Annotated in this window: 7 protein-coding genes; 4 read left to right on the top strand and 3 right to left on the bottom strand. The window is 70.7% G+C overall.

What is annotated here, in order from left to right; genetic code table 11:
* Nucleotides 1–45: 45 nt before the first annotated feature.
* Nucleotides 46–1062, bottom strand: coding sequence for an RNA polymerase sigma factor SigJ (gene sigJ, locus Cs7R123_RS24465; RefSeq protein ID WP_374707092.1), 1017 nt, complete (start codon nt 1060–1062; stop codon nt 46–48).
* Entirely contained in the window at nt 1032–4745 is a 3714-nt protein-coding gene (locus Cs7R123_RS40840) for a CHAT domain-containing protein (protein WP_212830058.1), read from the bottom strand. Before Cs7R123_RS40840 ends, sigJ begins: the two co-directional genes overlap by 31 nt.
* 203 nt (nt 4746–4948) lie before the next feature.
* Between Cs7R123_RS40840 and Cs7R123_RS24475 the strand changes: the two genes are divergently transcribed.
* From Cs7R123_RS24475 to Cs7R123_RS24490, 4 genes are all read left to right on the top strand, one after another.
* Nucleotides 4949–6733, top strand: coding sequence for a hypothetical protein (locus tag Cs7R123_RS24475; RefSeq protein WP_212830059.1), 1785 nt, complete (start codon nt 4949–4951; stop codon nt 6731–6733).
* Nucleotides 6734–7171: 438 nt separating this feature from the next.
* On the top strand, nt 7172–7498 hold the full coding sequence (locus Cs7R123_RS24480) for a trypco2 family protein (protein ID WP_212830060.1): 327 nt from the start codon (nt 7172–7174) through the stop codon (nt 7496–7498).
* A gap of 9 nt (nt 7499–7507) precedes the next feature.
* Nucleotides 7508–11932 carry a trypsin-like peptidase domain-containing protein gene (locus Cs7R123_RS24485; RefSeq protein WP_212830061.1) on the top strand — a complete coding sequence of 1475 codons (4425 nt, stop codon included), beginning with the start codon at nt 7508–7510 and terminating at the stop codon, nt 11930–11932.
* A gap of 247 nt (nt 11933–12179) precedes the next feature.
* Nucleotides 12180–13004 carry a hypothetical protein gene (locus Cs7R123_RS24490; RefSeq protein WP_212830062.1) on the top strand — a complete coding sequence of 275 codons (825 nt, stop codon included), beginning with the start codon at nt 12180–12182 and terminating at the stop codon, nt 13002–13004.
* A gap of 41 nt (nt 13005–13045) precedes the next feature.
* On the opposite strand, the gene Cs7R123_RS24495 is transcribed toward Cs7R123_RS24490, so the two are convergent.
* Complete coding sequence (locus Cs7R123_RS24495) at nt 13046–22756, bottom strand: calcium-binding protein (protein WP_212830063.1); 9711 nt, start codon at nt 22754–22756, stop codon at nt 13046–13048.
* Nucleotides 22757–22832 lie beyond the last annotated feature (76 nt).

Raw genomic sequence — 22832 nt, forward strand, 5'->3', positions numbered from 1 at the left:
GCCGATTGCTGACAGGTACGGACTGTGAAGCAGCTCACCTGACCGTCAGAACGCGCGGAACAGCGGCTCCCCGTGCTCGGTGGCCGCCCACTGCGCCGTCGCGCGCGCCAGCTTGTCGGGGTTGACCTGGTTGCGGAAGGCGGCGATGCCGTCCTCGGTCACCTCCAGGCACATGACGCCGACGACCCGGCCGTCCAGCACCGCCAGTGCGGCGGGGCCGCAGTTGGCGGTCCACGCGTACACCTCCGGCGTGCCGCCGACCAGGGCGCGCTTGGCCTCGGCGGGCCGGAACAGGCCCCACAGGAACTTCGCCACCGCGATCGCGCCCTCGAACGCCTTCGTGCGGGCCGGGATCCTGCCGCCGCCGTCGCCGATCGCGATCGCGTCGGCGGTGAGCAGGCGCACCAGCGGCTCGGTCCGGCCGCTGGTCGCCGCGGCCAGGAACTCCTCGACGATCCGCCGGGCGGCCGCCTCGTCGACCTCGGTCCGGGCCCGGCCCTCGGCGACGTGCCGCTTGGCGCGGTGGAAGATCTGCTGGCTGGCGGACTCGGTGAGGTCGAGGATCTCCGCGATGTCGCGGTGCGGGTAGTCGAACGCCTCCCGCAGCACGTACACCGCCCGCTCGTTGGGCGACAGCCGCTCCATGAGCGTCAGCACCGCGTACGACACCGATTCGCGCTGCTCGGCGGTGTCGGCCGGGCCCAGCATCGGATCGCCCGCCAGCAGCGGCTCGGGCAGCCACTGGCCCACGTACGTCTCCCGGCGCGCCCGCGCCGAACCGAGCTGGTTCAGGCACAGGTTGGTGAGCACCTTCGTGAGCCACGCCTCGGGCACCTCGATCAGGTCGAGGTCGGCGGCCTGCCAGCGTAGGAACGCCTCCTGCACCGCGTCTTCGGCCTCGGCCGCCGAACCGAGCATGCGGTAGGCGATGGCCTCCAGCCGCGGCCGGGCGGCCTGGAACCGGTCTACGTCGGATGCGGTCAGCGGCACGGTCCGAGCGTAGCCGCCCGGGACCGCGTGCCGCCGTACGGTCAGATCCCGGTGTGGGAGAACACGGCCCAGCGCATCGGCTGGTGGCGGGCGCGGCCGTGCAGCAGCGCGCGGACCGCCCGGTGCAGTGCGGCCGCGGTGTGCGCGCTGGACATGCCGCCCTCGCGCAGCGCGCCGTACACGGCGGTCGCGGTGCTGCGCGAGTCGCGGTCCAGCACCGGCCAGTGGGTCGCGACCACGTTGGTGAACCCGGCGAGGTGGATCGCCGCGGCCAGGTGCACCGCCTCGTCGGGCAGGCGCCGGTCGCCCTTGGCGGTCGAGCACGCCGACAGGTAGGCGAGCTCCGCCTCGGACAGTGCCAGCCGCGCGATGTCGCGCACGGCCACGATGTCGCCGCCCGCCACGACGATGCCGGAGGCGTCCGGCCGGGCCGGGTCGAGGAAGCCGTGGCAGGCCAGGTGCACCCAGCTGTGGGTACGCAGCAGCGCCAGCACCCCCTCCCGCGTGGCGGCGGCGTCGACGAGCTCGGTCACGTCCCCGCCGCTGTGGTCCCGCAGCACCGCCCGCTCCTGCTCGATGTTGAGCGGCTGCTGCTCACCGGGGGTCTGCGACATGCCGACCAGCGCGGCGCGGCGCAGCGGCGCCGCGGCACGGGCCCGCTCCCGGGCGCTGATGAGCGTGCGCAGCGTCGGGGTGTACGACGGCGCCACCCGGTGCGGCACCCCGTCGGTGAACGCCCCGTCGGCGGCGGCGTGGATCGGCAGCAGCGCCAGCGGGCCGGTCGGGCACCACCACACCCGGGGCCCGGCCTGGTCCCCGGCCAGCGGCCCGGTGTGCCCGAGGGCGGTGAGCACCGGCAGGGCCACGCGTTCCCACAGCCACCGCAGCGTGCCGGCCACGTCGATCTGCGCCGCCTCCTCGTGGTCGATGCCGGCCAGGAACGCCGCCACCTGCTCGGCCACGTCGGCCGGGGTCACCTCCAGCGGCACCACCACGGGCTCGCCCGGCCCGACGATCAGGGCGTCGCTGCGGCGCCCGGCGATGTTGACGAGCACGACCGGACCGCCCTGCGCGGCCCCGGCCAGCCGGTCGTACGTGGGCAGGCGCAGGAAGTCGGCGAACCGGGGGTCCTGGCGCACCTGCGCCACCAGCCGGTCCCACTCCCGGGTCAGCGCGATGCGCCGGTCCAGCTCACCGCCGTCGGGCCCGATGGCGGCCTGGCGGGTGTCCTGGGCCAGCAGCGCGGCCCGGACCGACTCCAGCGCGGCCGCCCGGTCCGGGTAGGCGGCGGCGAGGTCGCGCAGGTCGGTGCGCAGTTGCAGCACCAGGTCCCACAGCACCGCCCGGCCCGCCTCGACCACCTCGACCGCGCGGCGCGGCCGCCCCGCCGCCAGCGCCCAGGCCGCCGCGTCGGCGGTGACGGCACCGGCCTCGATGAGCCACCGCTCCTGGTCGGTGCGGTCGAGGCCGCGCCAGACCAGCAGCGGCAGCAGCTCCACCGCCAGCGCGTACGCGTCGGCCGCCGCCACCGCGTCGTCCCGGCCCGTGGCCAGCGCCGCCGCCGCGGTCGCCGCCTGGAACCGGATCGCCGCCGCAGCGACCGGGTCGGCCGCCGCCCGCGCGAACCGCCGGTACGCCGCGTCGCCGCAGTCCTGCTCGCCCTGTCCGAACCGGGCGGCCAGCACCTGGCCCCAGCGCAGCAGCAGCAGGCCCCGGTCAGGGTGCCCCGGCGCGGGCTCGGCCCGGACGAGTTCGGTCTGCGCCAGCTCCAGATCGGAGGCGTCCCCGTGCGCGCCGGAACGCAGCAGCAGGGCCCGGACCAGTTCCGCCACCGTCCCAGCAGCCTCGGTGCCGTCCCTGCCCGCGGCCACGGCCCAGGTCAGCGCGGTCACGGCCTCGTCCAGGTCGGCCGGGTCCCCGTCGGCCCGGTAGCGGCCCAGCAGCGCCGCGCCGAACCCGGTGAGCGGCCCCGCCCGGTGGCCCGCCACGGCGGGACTGACGGCCAGCGCCGACCAGGACGCGTCGACCGCCTCCCGCGCGTCGGCGGCGTCACCGCGCAGGCCGTACCGCGTGAGCAGGGCCCGGCTCAGCTCGCCCTGGTAGAAGTCGCGGTGTCGGGAGCGGGTCGTGGTGGCGGCGACCGCGGCCCGGTACGCGACGATCGAAGCGTCGAGGTCGGCCTGCGTCCCGAGGCGCGCGTGCCGGTTGAGCAGCGCCTCCGCCAGGCTGGCCTGCACGGCGGGGGCCTGGGTGTGCTCGGGCGGGCAGGCGGCGGCCGCCGCGCGCAGGCGCTCGATCGCGGCGGCGAGGTCGCCCGCGTCACCGGTGATCCGCGAGCGGCCCAGCAGGGCCCGGCCGAGCTGGACCGCGACCACCGGCACGCGCAGGAACTCGATCGCCGTCCCGGCGGCCCCGTCGGCCAGGCCGACCAGGTCGGTGATCGCGGCGTCCAGGTCGCCGGTGTCACCGGTGAGCCGGTGCCGGGCCAGGCGGATCATCGCGAGGTTCAGCCGTGCGTGGTCGCCGCCTGCCCCGGTCTGCGGCTGCCGCCGGCTCAGCCGCAGCGCCTCGTCCAGCCGCTCCGGCTCGCCGTCCCGCTGGCCCCGGGCCGTCATCAGGCCGATGTGGATGTCCAGGCCCCACCCGGCCGACCCGTCGCGCACCCGGTCGCCGTCCTCGGCCAGCAGGTCGGCGGCGGTGTCGAGCAGGTCGTCCGCGCCGGTGGCGGAGTGGGCGCGCAGCAGGCAGCCCGCGTACGCCGCGCGCAGCGTGGGCAGCAGCCCGGCGGGCACCGCGGCCAGCGCGTGCCGCGCGGTGGCCAGGCCGTGGTCGAGGTCGGCCAGGCGGGAGGTCTGCTCGAACCGGGTGACCATCAGGTCGCTGAGCACCGACTGGCGCGTTCCCAGCAGCGGCCAGCCCGCCGGGGTGGACGCCACGGACTCCGCCGCGCGGCTCACCGCCGCGTCGAGGTCGCCGACGTGCGCGGTACGCCGGAAGCGTTCGGACAGCAGCTGGGCCGCCAGCATCAGGCGCGGCGGATAGTGCTCGTCCTCCTCGGCGCTGGCGCCGATCGCCGCGTCGAGCTGCTCGATCGCCGCGTCGAGGTCGCCGTCGCGGTCGCGCACGGCCAGGGCGCGGGCCAGGCGGGTGACCGCCGCGACACTCATCATGTCGTCGTACGACGATTCCAGCAGCTCCACGGCCCGGTCGATGTGCTCGGCGCCGCGGCCGCGCTCGAAGTGGAGCTGGTGGGCCACCCCGAGGGAGTGCGCCGCCTCGACCAGTTCCACGCCGATGAAGAACCCGAAGGCCGCCAGGTCGGCGACGGCGCCCAGCGACAGCGGCGCCGCCTCCAGGTGCGCCACGGCCGCGTCCAGCGCCTGCTCGGCGGCGTGCAACGTCGCGGGGTCGCCGTCGCGCTGGGCCCGCAGCGACAGCGTGCGGGCGGCCACGCAGGCGACCGCGGCGGCGAGCGGATGGCCGGGCGGGGTCGCGGCCAGGGTCCGCATCGCCGCCTCGGCCAGGGCCAGGTGCTCCCCGGCGGGCTGGGCTCCGAGCAGCCGCAGCCGCAGCCATGCCGCGCGCAGCGCCTGCGGGACGCGCAGCGGGTCGTCCGGCGCCAGCCGGGGCAGCCGCGCCTCGATCTGCAACGCGGCCGCGAGCAGATCGTGCGGGCGTCCGTCGGCGATCGTGCTGTCGGTCAGCTCCACGCCGACGTACCCGGTCATCCGACGGCGCAGCCACTGCGTAGGCACCAGAAACTACTAGCAGAACCCGCCGTCCCCGGTGGACCGATGACCGGAATCCGACAGGACCTTTCCCGCCCGTGCCGCCGCGGTGAGACTGGTGCGACAGCGGCGACCGAGGTGACCAGGACGGACGTATGCGGGCGACGGAGACCTCCACACGGCCGGGCGCGGCTGGACCGGGAGGGTCTCCGCCCGCCGACACGCCCCCGGTGCGCTGGACGTCCGGATCGGACGGCGGCGGCCTGGCCGACCTGTCGTCGGCCGGCGTCGCGGCGCCCACCGGGCTGGTCGTGGTGATCGGGGCGGCCGCGACCGGGGTGTCGACGGTGCTGCACCGGCTGGCCGGCCAGGCGTCGCGCGACGGGCGGGTCACGCTGACGGCGTCGGCGGCGCGCTGGCGGCCCGGCGAGCGGACCTTCCCCGACTGGCTCACCGATGCCGCGATCGCCGCGGAAGCCGACCTGGCGCTGCCGGTGGTCGACCGGTGGCTGCGGGCCGAGCGCGTCGTCGCCGACGCGGCCACGGTCGCGCTCGTCGACGACGCCGACACGATCCCGGCGGCGTGGTCGGCGGCCGCGTGGGCCGGGCTCACCGCGTACGCCGCGGCGCACCTGGTCGTCGTCGGGTGCCGGGAGCAGGCGTACGCCCGGCTTGAGGCCGCCGGGGTCATCGGCGCGGACGTGCGGGTTATCCGGCTGCACCGGACCCGGCTGGCCGACGCCGCCGCCCGCGACGGGTGGGACCCGCGCCGCGTCGCCGGCCCGTACACCCCGCCGGACGCGATGCCGCTGCTGCGACGCGCGCCCGCACCGGCCGCCGTGCCCGACGCGGACACCATCGCGGTGACGACGTACCTGTTCGGCGGCCTGGCGACACCGCCGGCGGCCGGGCCCGCGGCACCCGCCGGCGGCTGGACCCGCGCGCAGCAGCTGCGCTGGCTGGGCTTCCTGGCCCGGCACCTGGACCGGCGCCGCACCGGCGAGATCCGGTTCTGGCACCTGATCGCCGAGGTCCCGGCGGTGCTGGGGGCGGTCGTCTACGCCCTGCTGGCCGCCCTGGTGTTCGAACTGACCAGCTGGCCGGGAATCCTGGCGGCCGAACGCCTCAGCCCCGGCGTCACCGCCGACCTGACCGCGCTGATGACCCGCTACCTGCACGAACACGGCGCGAGCTACATCACCGTCAGCGATCCGAGCCGCGCCCACGGGCACCTGTGGTGGCTCGGCGTGCTGACCGTGCTCGCCGCGATGACCGGCGCCTCCATCACCGGCTCCCTCGCCACCCGCCCCAAGCTGCCCGCCGCCGCCCGGACCCGGCTGTCGGTCAGCCGGGTGGGCGCGGTGATCGGCCTGCGCCGCGGCCTGCGGTACGGGCCCGCGTTCCTGCTGCTGATGGCGGTCATGCGATACCTGAACTGGCCTGCGGCGGCGTGGGACCCGGCCACCGAGTGGCTCCGGCAGCGCCGCTGGTTCCCGCTGGGCGGCTGGCAGGAGCTCGCCTTCTACGCCGGTGTCGGCTACGCCGTCTTCATCGCCATCACGGTGTTCCGGGAGTCGGTCGTGGACCGGCCCGCCCCCGCCGTCGAGGTCCGCACCGACGACCTGGCGGCCACCCTGTCCACCGTCACCCGCCGGTCCGTCCGGCTGGCTGCCGGCTTCGGCCTCGGCCCGCTCCTGCTGTGCCTGCTCATCGGCGTGCTGGGCACCGCGTTCCCCGAGAACATGCCGCACCGGCCGTCGCTGGCCGCCGTGGCGGTCGAGGGCGTCATGGCCTTCGCCGGGTTCGGGCTGATCACGTTCCTGGGCAGCGCCTGGGGCAGGTTCCACTTCGCCCGGATCTACCTGGCCGCCCGCGGGCACCTGCCCGCCGCGCTGCCGCGGTTCCTGATCCGGATGCAGGGGCAGGGAATCCTGGCCTGCTCGGGCGCCGTGCTGCGGTTCACCAACCCCGCCGTGCGCCGGTATCTGTCCCGCGACGGCGCCACGTCCGAGTAGTGCTTTGTCATGTCGGAGACCGGCGTCTGCGGCGAGCGGTTCTGAGCCTTCGGCGGCAGGCGGAACAGGCGTCGATCCAGGCGGCGAGCTCGGCGACGACGTACGCGCATACGTGGTCGAGCATCTGGGCCGCCCGACGGGGTCCTGGTGGTGGACGAGACGGGGTTCGTCAAGCGGTGATAGCTCGGCCGGGGTCCAGCAGCAGACCGCAAACCTGACCCAGCTGTCCGCCAGTTTTCTACCGATCGCCAGCTGATTGCAATATTTCTACTGACATGTCTAAATTATAGCCATCTAAGTCGTCGTTTCGCCCCACCTGCATCATGAATCATGATTGTTGTACTACGCTGTCCCCTCGTCCGATGACGAGCTCTTAGTGGACACGCAGAAAGACACAGGCAATGCGCATGGAGCAAAAGGGATGAGAGTGAGGAAGCGATGGACTCGGATCTGGCTCTTGTGGATGAATACGGGGTACCTCTGTCGGTAGCGATTGCACAGTTGCGGGAAGAATTACAGGAAGCCGCAATTGGCGGGGCCAATGAGCGCATCCGGTTCTCAGTCGAGTCAATCCACCTCAATCTTGAGGTTGTCGCCAGTGCGACCAAAGGAGCGGACGGGAAGGTCGGGTTGTGGAAGGTGCTCGCAGTCGGCAGCAAGCATCAAGTCGTTGATGCACCCGTCCACCGGGTGACGCTAGTACTGAAGCCGCACGACATTACACTGGGCGGCGACGGTGACACTCTGATCGGTGACGATTATTAGAGAATCACGATGACCCTAGAGAACCACATTGCGCGTGCGGTGCTGGTGGATGGTGTGAAGTCAGGCTCAGGCTACGCAATCGGACCTGACCTGGTACTGACTGCGGGACATATCGTCGGCGCGCTCGGTAAATTATGTATAGTCCAGCCTTTTGGCAAACCCAAGTACAAGGCCGTGGTCGTCTGGCGAGGAGACGGTCTCGATGTCGATGCGGCCTTGGTCCAGTTGCGTGTAGCGGCTTGGACGCCTGCCGAAACGGTAACGCGCTATGGCCGCCTCGTGGGGAGCAGGCCGATCGGCTGTGTCACGGTGGGCTACTCCTGGGCAAGGAAAAAAACAAACTCACCTCGCCCTGGCCGGATAGAAGAAGGCCACTGGCTGGTCATGCCGTCGACAGGGATCGAGGATCAGCGCTACGCCCTCAGTTCTGACATCGCCGTGCCTAAAGAGCGGATCTTAGACCAGAACGCCAAGGACATGCTTTATAAGTCACCATGGGCCGGGCATTCAGGATCGGCACTGATCACAGATAAGGATCGCGTACTAATTGGCATAGTCCGAAGCGCACCAGAACATTACACGACAGACCGCCTCGAGGCCGTCCGCATCGATTACTTGATGACCGATGCCGTGTTCGCAACATTGGTTGGATCACATCTAAGCAAGATCGAGCCACTGTCGGAAGCGGATTCATTCAATGGGATCGTCGAGCACATGGACGAGGTTCGCGGCCTGACCGGCATGGCTGCCAATCTTCGAATCGAGTCGCTACCCTACCTTGCTCCGGATCCGATCAGCAATACTCACCCGGATCGCATCCTCGATGAGCTCGACCGCTGTGCAAGCGAGTCAGGAACGTTGCTGGTCGGTGCTGCCGGGATCGGCAAGACTCGTACCTGTTTCGAGGTCGGTGAGCGTGCTGTCTCTGCTGGCTGGCAGGTTCTACATGTGAAGGCCGGCAAGACTCCGGTCACGACCGAACAGCTCCTCAGCACAATCCTTCGAGGTCCGAGCCGAGTCCTCGTGATTGTGGACTATCTGAACGAGTCCCGTCTGGACCTCGCGGCACTGCGGCATCAGGTATTTCCGGAGGCCCGACGTCGAGGAATCCGCCTGGCCCTGCTGGCCTCCGCACGGCCAGGCTGGTTCCACCGTCAGGACGATCCAGAACTTCGGCACTTGTTTCGTACGGTCGACTTGCAGCTCGAGGGCCAGTATAGCGATGCTATCCAGCGACACATCGTTCGGTCGTTGGCGCCGAGCGCCATTCGGGTCGTCGGCGAAGGTCGCCTACTCAACCTCTGCGGAAAACGACCCGTCCTAGCCGTCCTCATCGCTCTTGAGGCAGAGGCTAAAGCGAAGGCCGGGCTGCTTCATCCGACCGCTAAAGGCATCCGGCCCGGACAGCTCATCGACTGGCTGACCAGCCGGCTCGAGGAGGACAAGTTATTACCCGCAAAGGCAGCGAGCCTGCTTGAAGATAAGGATCCTCCACTTGCACTGCAGGTTTGTGCCGCCATGGTCGCCGCGATGCCACAGACCCGCGAGAGTATCGTCGAGTGCGGGTCAGCGGCATTTGGCGAAAGCGAAGGATCTGCAGATCATCTGCTCGCGGTCCTTTATGCCATGGGATGGGTAACCTCCTCCGACGAAGAATGGTCCGTCGTCCATGACATCGTCGCCGACCAGTTGCTCGAACGCACTCTGGTTCGCCGGATCAGCAACACGGTACGAGCCAATGTCGCGGAGCGGGTGCTGGCCAGTTGCCTCACACAGGCCCGAACGCTCGGGAGATTCGCTAGAAATTTGGGCCGCTTACTCCGTGACCTGGAACTTGACGAGCGCGAAGCCGACCTGTCCAACTATTGTGCCACGTGGCTACCTAAGCATGTCCTGCACATTAGCAAACTGCTCTCATCACTTCGTGATGAGGGCGGCTATACAATCATTGCTCTAATCGAGAACACCGCATGGTCCTCAGTAGTCCATGCCAACTGGGCCACCATCGTCCGACCGTGGCTCACCGAACACGCCGGTACCCGGCAAGCCCGGTACATCATTTATCGGGGTCTGAAATTCAGCTCCTCCGAGGAGTCAGGGCTTCTACTCGTGGCCGCCCTCACCTGGCTTTCCGAACACGGCGCTCTTGTCGATGCCCAACTCGTCCTTGCCCCCCTTCTGAAAAGCAATGGCATCCCGGAATCCACCACGGCCGACATACAGGCTCATGCGTCCGCCTGGCTCAGATTGTGCGGCTCTTCGCCGGAGGCGCAGTTCGTCCTCAGTTCGCTTCTTGACCGCACCGACCTGGTCGATCCGAAGTCGGTCCATGCCGCCGCGTTCAAATGGCTCGAACTTCACGGCACCTCACCGGAAGCGCAATTCGTCCTCAGTCGGCTTCTCGACCGCACCGACCTGGTCGATCCGAAGTCGGTCCACGCCGCCGCGTTCAAATGGCTCCAACTTCACGGCACCTCACCGGAAGCGCAATTCGTCCTCAGTCGGCTTCTCGACCGCACCGACCTGGTCGATCCGAAGTCGGTCCACGCCGCCGCGTTCAAATGGCTCCAACTTCACGGCACCTCGCCGGAAGCGCGGTTCGTCCTCAATTCGCTTCTCGGCCGACCGCGTCAAAGCCTCGGCCTCACCGACGCATATGCCTGTGCCCTCAGCTGGCTCGATACACACGGCGCCATGCCCGAGGCACGCTTTCTCCTCGCGTCACTACTCAAGTGCGCCGACCTGATCGATCTGAAACCCGCCGTGACGCATGCATACACTTGGCTTGCACACAACGGTGGTGCATCTGAAGCCGGATTTCTACTCGGGGTGTTGCTCAGGCGCAACGGAGCGGAACCTGAAATTGCCGCACACGCGTTTACCTGGCTTGCCGACCACGGCGCCAAGTCAGAGGCCAGGTTTGTAATAGCGCCGCTTCTGAAACCCGGAGATCTGCCCGCCCTTACCGACGCAGCGATATTTAGGTTCGCAGATAACTGGCTCACTCTTCACGGCCACTTATCAGAAGCTCGAATTATTCTCGTTTCACTCCTGAAGCGCGGCGACATCCCGAGCTCCGCCATCGCATATGGACATGTTTTCAATTGGCTTGCACAGTGCGGCACCACGATGGAAGCACAGCTTGTCCTATCTTCACTCTTGAAGCGGGAAGAACTTCCGGAACCCGATTTTGTGTGCGAGTGCGCCATCAGCTGGCTCGCCAGCCGCGGCGGCACGCCAGAAGCCCGGTTTGTCCTGACCGCGCTGCTGGGCCGCGAGGATCTACCTGACGCCAACGCGACGTACAGCTACGTGCACAAATGGATCGCCGCACACAACTCGACGCCGGATGCGGCATACGTCCATAGTTCACTTTGGAGGCGCAACGGTCTTCCCGACCCCGATGCCGCATGGCCAGCCACACGCGACTGGCTCTCTCAGCATGGCGGCATACCGGAAGCACAGCTCGTCTTATCTTCACTCTTGAAGCGGGAAGAACTTCCGGAACCCGATTTTGTGTGCGAGTGCGCCATCAGCTGGCTCGCCAGCCGCGGCGGCACGCCAGAAGCCCGGTTTGTCCTGACCGCGCTGCTGGGCCGCGAGGATCTACCTGACGCCAACGCGACGTACAGCTACGTGCACAAATGGATCGCCGCACACAACTCGACGCCGGATGCGGCATACGTCCATAGTTCACTTTGGAGAGGCAACGGTCTTCCCGACCCCGATGCCGCATGGCCAGCCACACGCGACTGGCTTTCTCAGCATGGGGGAACCTTGAAGGCCGCGTATGTCCTTAACTCGATATTGCAACGCGGTAATCTGCCAGATGTTGATTTCTCACACAGGTACGCATTCGCCTGGCTTTCCGAACATGGCGGCACACCGGAAGCCCGGTTCGTTCTTGCCCCACTTCTTGATCAAGTCGACTCGACCGGAGTCACCAACAGCCATATACGAGCACATTCTTGGCCAACTGCTCACGAAGCATCCAACGTCGGGCATAGCACCACAGCTTCTCCGCAGCACGACCGGCTGCATGAGTCCATCGCCAGCGCAGTCCACGCCTACTGCCGCCTCTGGATCGCTACTCATGGCAGCTTAAAAGGAGCCTGGCTCGTCATTGCCGCACTTCTCAGACGCAGGGATTCGCGCGCGCCGGCCATTGCCGACGCGCTGGACTGGCTAACCGAACATGGGCATGTGCTCGAAGCCAGATTCGTCATCGCTGAACTCCTCAGCTCTGATGACCTGCCCGAATTGTTGACCGTTACCGTGCATGGCTTCGCTTTCGCCTGGCTCACCAACCACGGAGACACACGGGACGCCGGCCTTCTTGTCGACTCGCTCCTAAACAACGGCGTTCCGCCTGAACACGTCGCAGACAAACGAACGGCGGGGAAAGCGGTTCCACTCCCTGGGGACGAGCCTTAGCCGATTACCGGGAGCACCGTTGATCAGCGTATACCGGCAGTGGCAGGACCAGCTTGTTCACGACGGTCCCGCCGACGCAGAGGAAGCCTTGGCTCGCCCTCAGACGTGTGCGTTCGGCGCGACACGCAGGCCGACAGTGAACACAGCACGGCGAAGTATCCCGTCAAGCTGCGCGGGTCGATCGTGGCACCAATGTTGGCCAAAGCCCCTTGTACCCGATGATGTGACCGGACTACCGTCACGATGCATGACTGTCGAAATGGACGACGATCCGATACTGGCGCTGCCTGCCGCGGATGTTCTCATCCCCGGCATCCCCGCACACCTGGTCATGCCGCTTCGACATTGGACCGAGCGTGTTTTCGACCGGCGCCATCCGCTAGCTCAAATACGCACACAGGCTGTATGTCTCCGGCTCGGCATCACCCCTCATCAAGGCGACTACCTCAATGGCTTGAAGAGGCAGCCTGACCGAGAGCTGTTGAAGATTGTTCAGGCGACGCTGGCGATCATCGAGCTTGATGAAGAGGACCTGGCCAACCTTGAGCAGATCTTCGTCCTCGGTCGCTCGATCTATGAACTCCAGCGGTATGACATGAGACCTCGAATCGGACGACGCATGCCTGCGGGGGTAACCGCAGTGGTGGACCGAGCCCGGCATGATGCGCCCACTCAGGCGGCCGCCCACCTTGGCAACGCGATCAGGGCGGCGTACGACCTTGAACCTGACCCGAACAAGGCCTACCTGGAATCGGTCATGGCAGTCGAGGCTGTCATCTGTCCCCTGGTGGAGCCGAACTCGACACGAGCCTCCCTCAGCACCACCGTACGCAACCTTGAGAACGACATGAACTCGTCGGCGCCGGCGTGGATGCTGCAGTGGGGTGGGCCAAAAGGCCAGCCAGCCCAAATGGTTCGGCTCACGTCTATGCTTCAACTACTCTTCCAAGCCCACCACCGTCACGGCGGTGCGGTGACAATGAGCCAGAGCCAGGAAGAGGCGGAGTGGTCCGTGCATCTTGCGGCAGCCCTGGTTCAAATGATCAGCACTGGCCTTCTCCGCAAGATCTAGGCCGGGGCGGGCCGCGGTGGCCCGCCCCGGCGCACGACCGGTCAGTCGGTGCAGGACGGGGCGTCGAAGTGGCCGGGCGTGCCCGGGTACGCCGAGCCCGACCCGTGGTCGTTGTCTGCCGGGTACACGATCGCGATCTCCCGGTACGCCGAGGTGCCCGACGTGGCCGCGTCGGCGGCGTTGCGGCCCGCTCCCCCGCCCCACGCAACGTTCATCAGGAACTCGCGGGTGTGCGGGCTGGGTGAGCGGATGGCGTTGTCGCCGCCGTAGCTCGCGTTGCAGACGGTGAACAGGTTGTAGTTGCCGTGCCAGTCGAACAGCCGGTCGCCGGTGTCGGGGCCGTTGACCGACACGTCGCCCTGGAGCACGTCGCGGTCCCACCCGCCGTAGATGAAGTCGACACCGTGGTGGTGCTGGTTGTTCGCGGCGTCGGCGTCGGCCAGGTCGGTCCATACGAACCACTGACACGGGTCCACGGTGACGGTGCCGGTGGTGACCGGCCAGGCCCCGGCGGCGCAGTTGCCGGGGTACGACCCGCGCGGCCGCCAGTCGAGCAGGTCCGAGCCGAGCACCGCGTCCACGGCGGGGCCGCTGGTCGCCCCCGCGCCGCCGAAGACGTGGTCGACGAACTGGTCCCGGCTGCCGCGCGCGGCCTGCCAGAAGGCGCCGCCGTTGCGGCATTCCGGGTCGGCGGCGTCCAGGACCGGGTCGCAGCCCTTGCCGCCCCACAGCACGTCGGCTCCGTCGGCGCCGAAGACCTCGTCGCCGCCGCTGTCGCCGTTGGCCAGGTCGTCGCCGTACCCGGTGTGGATGGTGTCGGCGCCGGCCCCGCCGCGGACCCGGTCGCCGCCGCCGGAGGTGTGCCCGTCGTGGACCATCGCCGGGCTGGTGGCCGAGCCCAGCCAGGTGTCGCCGTCGGTGTCGTGGAACAGGTCGACCCGCCGGTCGTAGTAGCCGGGACGGAACCCGGTGTAGGTCTCCTTCGGGTGGTTGGTGCTGTCGGTGAACCCGAGCGCGGCGACGTCGTCGGCGTTGAGGTACTGGCTCATCACGCCGCCCCGGTCGCCGAGGATGGCGTCGCGGCCGGCGTCGCCGTACAGGGTGTCGGCGCCGAGTTCGCCGAACAGGTCGTCGTCGCCGTCGCCGCCGGAGACGGTGTCGTCGCCGTCCTGCGCCCAGACGCCGTCGTTGCCGCCGTCGCCGAACAGCCGGTCGTCGCCGTACGCCCCGGCGGGCTCGCAGGTCGCCTGGGCGGTGGTGCAGAACCGGGTCGACGGGCCGGGCAGGTCCGGGTCGTGGGTGCGGATCGCGGTCGCGTTCGCGGGCACGGCCCCGGTCGGGTACCGCTCGGTGTAGACCCGCTCAGCGCCGCCGACGACGGTGCGCAGCAGCGACCCGTTGTCGCCGAGGATGGCGTCGTCGCCGCCGTTGCCCTCGACGACGTCGCCGGTGTCGCGGAAGCCGGGGCTGCTGCTGCCGCCGAGCAGGTCGTCCTGACCGGCCGGGGTGCCGGTGCCGATCAGGTCGGCCGCGGTGCCCGGCGCGCCGGGCCAGCCCGGGTCGGGCAGCGGGGTGACGGTGCTGCGCCCGGGGCCGGACAGCGGGGTGTCCCCGCGCAGCGTGTCGGCGCCGCCGTTGCCCTCGGCGTAGTCGCCGTCGCCGTCGCCGGAGATCGCGTCGTCGCCGTCCTGGCCCCAGGCCAGGTCGACGCCGTCGCCGCCGCTGATCAGGTCGGAGCCGTGGCGGGTGACGTCGGCGGCGCCCCGGTCATACAGGTCGACGACCCGGGTCGCGATGGGTGAGCCGGTGGCGCCGACGCGCACGGTGGCGCGGGTCGGGGCCTGGCCGGGCAGCGGCAACAGCACCTGGCCGTTGTCGCCGATCACGACGTCGGAGCCGGGGCCGCCGTGGATGGCGTCGGCGGTGTCGGGCTGGCCGGTGGTGGCCGACCCGGTGCCCGCGTACGGCGTGGACGAGCCGCCGACCAGGTCGTCGTCGCCCGCGTCGCCCTCGATCCAGTCGGTCAGCGGGCCGCCCTCGGCGTAGTCGGCGCCGTCGCCGCCGCGCAGGCGGTCGGTGCCGCCCTGGCCGAGCAGGACGTCCTCGTTGGCGCCGCCGAGGATGAGGTCGGCGCCGCTGGTGCCGGGTGCGGGGCTGAACCCGAGGTCGAGCAGCGTGATCCGGTGCGGGGCCACGGCGCGGGCCTGGGTGATCCGGGTCGGGGCGCCCCCGGCCGGGGCCAGGGTGCCGTTGTCGCCGATGACCAGGTCGGCGCCGCTGTCGCCATACAGCGTGTCGCCGGTGTCGGGGCGGCCGGTGCCGGGCGCCGCCTCCTGCGACGACCCGCCGATGATCTCGTCGTCGCCGCCGTCGCCGTGCACGGTGTCGGCGCCGTTGTTGCCCTCGATCAGGTCGTCGCCGAGGTCGCCGTGCACGTCGTCGTCGCCGAGCCCGCCGTAGACCAGGTCGCGGTGGTCGCCGCCGGAGATGGTGTCGCCTGCGCCCGCGGTCGGCACATCCCCGGCCAGGTCCAGCGGGTACGGCCCGCCGGCGTCGGCGGCGCTGCCGTTGTCGCCGACGATGCGGTCCTCGCCCGCCTCGCCGTAGAGGCGGTCGGCGCCGTCGGCCGCACCGGCTTCGCGGGTGCCGCCGTAGATGACGTCGGCCTCGGTGCCGCCGAAGACCTGGTCGGCGCCGCCGTCGCCTTCGAGGGTGTCGGGGCCGGGGCCGCCGTACACGCCGTCGTCGCCCTCGTTGCCGAAGCCGAGGTCGGCGCCGTCGCCGCCGAGCACCTGGTCGGTGCCCGCCTGGCCCCAGCCCTTGTCGTCGCCGCCGCCGAGGTCGAGCACGTCGTCGCCGAGCTGCCCACAGGCCAGGTCGGCGCCGTCACCGAGGTCGGCGCGGTCGTCGCCGCCGCCCGCGCTGACCACGTCGGCTCCCGCGCCGCCGAGGATCAGGTCGCGGTCGCCCTGGTCGCTGGGCGCCACCTGGGCGTACGTCGTGTTGTCGGCGCACTTCTCGGCGGGCAGGTATCGGTCGCCGAAGATGGTGGCGCCGCCGTCGCCGCCGATGACGTGGTCGCGGCCGTCGCCGCCGACGAGCAGCTTGGGCTGCGAGGTCACGCCCGCGGGCAGCGGGGTGTGGGTGACCTGCCGCAGCGGCCCGTAGCCGTCGTCGTCTCCGGCGGCGTCCACCCGCGACGGCTCGGCGATGACGTAGTCCTGGCCGGGGCCGCCGTAGACCTCGTCGGTGCCGTAGCCGCCGAGCAGGACGTCGTCGGCGCCGTAGCCGTAGACGTGGCCGCTCTGGCCGTTGGCGGAGTGGGAGGTGACCAGGTCGACGCCGGCGCTGCCGTACACGGTGTCGGCGCCGCCGCCGGTGTCGACGCTGTTGGGCAGGTCGTTGTCGGCGTCGCCGTAGCCGCCGTGGTCGGGGTCCGGCGGGATCGCGCTGGTCGAGGTGTGGATGGTGTCGGTGCCGTCGCCGCCGTTGACGGTGTCGGCGCCGGGGCCGCCCACCAGGGTGTTGGCCCCGTCGGGGTGTACGCCGTCGGCGAGCACGCCGATGACGTCGTCGCCGCCGTTGCCGTACACGGTGTTGGCGCCGCGGCCGACGGTGATGTGGTCGGCGCCGTCGCTGTCGGCGGCGCCCTCGCCCGGGTTGCCGAGGCTGTCCCAGTTCACCAGGCCGGACAGGTCCTTGTTGCCGGCCCCGGTGGTGACAGTGGTCTTGCCGGGGCGGTCGGCGGCGGCCAGGGTGCCGTCGCCGGCCACGGTCGCGGAACCGGTGCCGGTGGTGATGTCGTCGGCGCCGGAGCCGCCCGTGACGTGCGCGGTGTGCGCGTCGTCCTGGACGGTGACGATCTGGTCGTCGCCTCCGCGGCCGTCGACGTACGAGTCCGCGGTGCCGGTGCGGATCAGGTCGTTGCCGTCGGAGCCGATGACCACGGCCGCGCGGTCGAACGACGACGTCTTGGTCCGGTCGCCGCTGGGGTGGCCGTCGCCGAGCATGAGCACCGACATCGCGGTCTTGCCGGGCAGGTCGTAGCCGCGCCCGTCGACCACGACCCGGTTCAGGCCCGGGTTCATGAACTCCTGGCGGCGGCCCAGCGCCTCGACGGCGAACCCGTCGAAGCCGCTGTCGTCGGGATTGGGCCCGGCGTAGTGCAGGGCATAGACCTTGATGACGTCGCCCTCGTACGTGCCGGAGTCGTTGGACCAGGCGGTGTCGCCGCGCTGGTCGGCCTTGCCGAACCGGCCCGCGAACACGACCAGGGTGTCCCCGACGGTCCCGCCGAGCTCCGGCGGGTCCGGTTCGCAGTCAGGCTGTGCCCTGAAGTCCAGCAGCACCGCGTTGACCAGGGTGAACGCGAACTTCTTGGAGAACAGGAACAGGTCGATGGTGATGTAGACCCGCAGGAACACCGACAGCTGGCCGCTGGTGGTGAACAGGCAGATCGGGTTGACCATCAGCGCGTGCACGAACTCGCTGAGCCGGAACTTGCCGTCGTTGTTCGGGTCGTTCCAGCTGAACCCGACGGTGAGCCGGATGCCGCCCTCGATGCCCGCCTTGAGGATCAGCACGCTGACCTCGGCACCCGCGGCGATCTCACCGCGCAGCGTCACCACCGGCACGGCCTTGCCGGTGCTGTCGGCGGTCTTGAAGTACAGCCCGTCCAGCAGCTTCACCGCGTCCAGGGACTCGTTGCCCTGGGCCGCCTCGATGGCGTGGCGGATGCCCGCGGTGTCCAGCCCCGCGATGAACCGGGCGGTCACCGACGCGCTGCCGGACAGGGTGACGAACACCGGCGGCGGGGCGTACACCGGCCCGAACGCCTGGCGCCAGCTGAACCCGAGCTCCAGCGGCCCGGAGTCGAAGCTGACCAGCTCGACGTCCTGGCCCAGGATCAGCCCGAACAGCGAGCCGGGGTTGTCGAAGACCGGGAAGGTGAACCCGGTGCGCTGGGCGTTGCTCTTGTGGTCGGTGCCGGTGGCGGCGAAGACCTTCTCGCCGTCGCTGCCGGCCGCAGCGTCGACCGCAGCCTCGACCTGGGCCTTGGTCTTGGCGATCGAGTGGTCGCGGTCGATGAGCGACTCGGCGGTGGCGGCGGTCGCCTCGGTGTTCAGCGCCTTGTCCGGGCGGATCGTCATCAGGTCGCCGATGGGGATGGAGCACTCGTCGCCGGTGTCGCAGTCGGGGACGCTGTTGACGAACCTGATGACCTCGCGGATCGTGTCGACGAACTCCAGCTTCGGCCCGCCGTTGAGGGTGCTGAACGTCCTGGCCAGCCAGATCAGCGTGATGTCGGGTCCGCCGGTGGCCTTGGACAGGTCCGACAGCACCGGGATGGGCGCGTACAGGGTGTCGATGACCGGTTGCAGCGGGCCGGTGACGGTCTTCAGCTTCTCCAGCACCGGCTTGAGGATCTGGGAGAAGAACGCGCCCGCGTCCAGCGCCAGGTGCGCGAACTCGATCTTCAGCGGACGGGTGACGGTGCCGCCGGTCCCGGCGGCCAGCGCGGTGCGGTGGTTGCTCAGGCCCCAGTCCAGCAGGAAGTCGGCGCTGATGCCGGGCAGCGCCGACGCCGCGCTGTTCCCGGCGGCCACCTTGGCCGCCAGGTGCAGGTCGACGTGGACGTCGGCGGTCAGGCTGGTGGCCAGCAGCGAGCCGAGGTCGCCGAGCCGGGCCAGGCTGAGCTTGGCGCCGGTGTCCTCGGCGCAGTCGGCGGCGGCCACGTCGGCGAAGCAGCTCTGCTCGCCCGGCGAGCTCTTCAGGTCGATGGCGAAGTGCGCCCGCACCAGCGGCGCGGCGCCCTTCTTCGTCGCCTTGACCTGGATGAACGCCAGCTGCGCGGCCAGGTCGTCGGTGAGGTCGAACGCGGCGCCGATCTGGAGTTCCGGGGTGAGGTCGGAGCCGGAGTGGGTGGGGATGTAGAAGCCCTCGGTCCGGTCGAGCACCAGGTCGAGGTGGGCCTTCCAGCCCAGCCGCGCCTGCACGCCGCCGGTGGCGCCCTTGGCCGCCTTCAGGGACAGGCCGGGGATGCCCAGGTCGAGCGGGACGTCGAGCTCCAGGCAGCGCTTGTGCTCGTCGGGTTCGTCGGCGGCTGCGGCGCAGCCCTGCGCGGCCGATACGTTGCCCTTGACCGCGGTCAGCGAGATGCGTACGGCCTGGAGGTATTCCTGCCCGCACGGCACCGCCGGGGCGCCGGCCTGGCAGGTGACGGTGGCGGTGGCGCCGGGCGCGACCCGCTGGAGCACGTCGGTGAGCCCGTCGGACAGGCCCTTGCTGTCCAGGGTGGCGTTGGCCAGGACCGGGCCGATCGCGTTCCGGACGTCGACGCGCAGCTGCGCGATGAACTGCTGGCCCTGCTGGAGGTCGTCGCCGACCAGCGGCAGCTTGCCGTCGAAGCTGGCCAGCCGCAGCGCCTGCTCGATCTTGGCCAGGTAGCCGTCGATGCCGACGTTGAAGTCGGTCAGGGTCAGCGCCAGGTTGGCGAAGCAGCTGGTCAGATCGGGAGACTGCGTGCTCGGGTCGAAGCCGAGCGGGCTGGCGGTGAGCTTGAGCTGGAACGCCAGGATGTTGGTGCCGGTGTCGGGGGTGCAGCCGTTGACGAAGACCGGCGCGCGGGCGCAGATCGCCACGTCGGTGCCGCCGGAGCCCGCGCCGCAGTCGGTGCCCGCGGTGGTGAAGGTCGGGCTGAGCCCGAACAGGCCGGACACCGGGCCGTCGGCGGTGAGGCCGCCGAGGCCGACGCTGAAGTCCGCCTGGACCTTGCCGAAGTCGGGGTCCTTGCCCAGGTCGAGGGCGAGCGGGCCGACCCGGGCCCCGACGGCGAGCCCGTCGGCGCTGCCGGAGACGGTGACGGCCGCCTGCGAGGTGTGGTCCAGCAGCGGCGCGGCGCCGAGCTTGAGCGGCAGCAGCAGGCCGAGTTGCGCGTGGGCGTCGACGTCGACCGAGAACGAGCCGGCGGACTCCAGGCTGATCAGGTCGCGGGCGGCGTCCCATTTGAACGCCAGCGGGCCGCCGGTGTGGAAGTCGCGCTTCCAGTCCAGCCCCAGGCGCAGGTACGGCCCGCCGGGCCGCTGGTCGAGCGTGAAGTTGAGGCCGCTGTCTTCGCCGATGACGTCGTTGACCACGTCGAGGGCGTCCTGCAGGGTCTCCGGCGGCGCGGCCAGCAGCCGGTCCAGCGCGTCGGCCAGCTCGGGCCGTACGGCGTAGGCGCTGCCCGCGGCCGGGACCGGGCTGCCCGCCGCCGCGATGCGCAGGGTCTTGCCCTCGCCCTCGACGCCGAGGATGCGGTAGGCCTTGCTGCCGATGACGATGGTGCGATTCGCCAGGCGGGCCGGGAACTTCGCCCGCTCGGACTCGCGCCCGGAGTCGGTGAGCAGGAACTCGTCGGCGGTGGCCCCGGCAGCGTAGGCGACCGCGCCGCCGACGCCGCTCTGGTCGCTGCCGATCAGCTGGCGGGCTGAGCGGCCGACCAGCGGGATCTGCTGGTCCATCAGGCCGGTGCCGCTGCCGGAGGCGGCCAGCGCGGCGTTGACCGACCGCAGCGCCTCCAGCACCAGCGCGAACAGGGCCTTGGGGTCGTCGGGGTTGAAGTCCAGCGCCATCAGCCCGCCCAGGCGGGTGAAGTCGATGGACGGTTCCGGGTCGCCGGCATACCAGTTCAGGTCGATGCTGACACCGTTGCCCAGCGCGCCGGTGGCGCCGGGGATGCTGGCCTTGACCCGGCCGCTGGTGCGCACGGACGTGGTGACGTCGAACAGCCCCGCCGGGTCGTCCTTGAGCCGGGTGAACAGGGTGCCCAGGCTGAGGTCGGCGGCGTCGTGGAACCGGACCTGGAGCATGTCGGTGTCGGGCTCGGCCGGGTCGACGCTGAGGTCGCCGGACAGCCGTACGCGCAGGAAGCCGATGGTGCTGTAGTAGTCGGCGACCGTCGTGATCGGGAAGTTCGCGGTGAACAGCGGCACGGCCGGGTCGGTGCGCAGCAGCACCCGGTCGGCGGGCTCGCCGCCGGTCTCGTCGCGCAGGTCGAGCACGACGGTGAGGCGGGCCGTGTAGCTGGGGTCGACCAGGGCGAAGCTGGCCTGGGCGTTGGCGTTCTTGAGGCCGGTCTTCTTGCCGCCGACGGTCGCGGTGACCAGGCCGCCTAGCTCGACGGCGCCGACGTGGGCGGCGGAGCTGCTGACGACCCACGGGCTGTCGGCGGCGGGTCTGCGCCCGACCCAGCCGGTGGCGTCGAGCGTGACCGTGTCGGCGGTGTTGGCCGCGACGGTGCCCGCCGACGTGCCGGCCACGACGCGCTGGCCGACCAGGGCGCCGGGGGTGAACCGGGCGCCGTCGACGCTGAAGCCCGCGTTGGTGAAGGTCGCGCCGCGCCCGGAGACGCTGCCCGCGCCGGGGTCCAGCGGCTGCGGCTCGCCGGTGGCCGCCCTCGTCAGCTGGAGGGTGAAGGCGAGTTTGCCGCCGCTGAAGCCGACGTCGCTGACGGGCAGGCCCTCCTCGGGCAGCAGCCGCAGCAGCTCCTGCAACGAGGTGAACTTCGGCTGCCCGGCCTTGGCCGGGTCGTCCCCGGGGCCCGACTCGGAGCTGCCCGGCTGCGGGTGGACGTGCTTCTTCAGGAACGCCGTCAGCTTCTCATTGATCTTGACAGCGTCGGCGAAGGTGCCCTTGAGGAACGGCAGGTTCAGGTTGCCCGCGCCGCCGCTGCCCTGCACGCCGCCGAGCAGGGTGGCGAGCTGGGCCAGGCCCGAGGCCAGGTCCAGCGGGCTCATGTTGGCGAACTGCGACACCACGTCGTCCAGGCCCTCGGTGGTGGCCTGCGGCGAGCCGGTGTCGACCGCGGGCCAGTCGATGCGCACGGTCGCATCGATCGCGGGCAGCGCCAGGCCGGAGCCGGTCGCGGCGGCGCCGAGCAGCAGCACGGCGGCGAAGCTGCCGGGGCCGGACTCGGTGTCGGTGTCGCTGGTCTGTCCGCCCGCCGTGTCCAGCGCGATCCGCGCCAGGCCCGCGAGCGAGCCGGTGGCGGCCAGCTCGCCGGTGCCGGTTCCGGACGCGGTGTCGAAGGCGAGGGCGCCGTCGGCGTTCGGGTCGGCGAAGGTCACTTTCAGGTGGGTACGGGCGGTGAGCGTGCTGCCGTCGCGCAGGGTCACGCCGAGGATGCCGATGGCGGCGGTGGCCTGGTCGAACTCGGCGGTGGGCCGCAGCGTCGCGAGCGCGTCGACGTCGATGCGCGGCGACTGGTCGTCGCGGATCAGGTAGGCCTGCCCGGCCGCGGTGTAGCGGGCCTTGACGTGCAGGGTCGCCCAGCCGGTGAGGTTGACCGCCCTGGCGACGGTGACCCCGGCGGCGACGATCTCCTGCGCGGTGCGCTGCTTGCGCACCCGCAGCACCACGTCCAGGACGCGGTCGCCGCCGTCCTCGGTGACGGTGCTGGTGAGGCGGGCGCCGCCGCCCAGGTCCTCGTCGGTGTGGGTGAGCTCGGCCGCGAGGGCGTCGGCGGCGGTCCGCATCAGTTTGTCGGCGTCCACGAGGCTGCCGGGGCTGACCCCGAGCAGCGGCAGCGGCTTGGCCAGCTGCCCGACGCGGCCGAGCCCGTCCTCGGCCCAGGTGGCGGTGCGTGCCATCAGTGACCGCAGGCCGGTCTCCCACGGCTGCGCGGCCTGGGCGGGCAGGGGTGTCGCCACCACGGCCAGCGGCACCGCGACCAGGGCCGCCACCGCCGCGGTCAACAGACGTCTGATGCGCATCGCCGCCACCCGTTCCCCAGCACTCATCGACGTCCACCACTGCGGACGCACTCGCACACAACACCCAGGCGCACGT

The sequence above is a fragment of the Catellatospora sp. TT07R-123 genome (assembly GCF_018327705.1).
In the GTDB taxonomy this organism is placed as follows: Bacteria; Actinomycetota; Actinomycetes; order Mycobacteriales; family Micromonosporaceae; genus Catellatospora.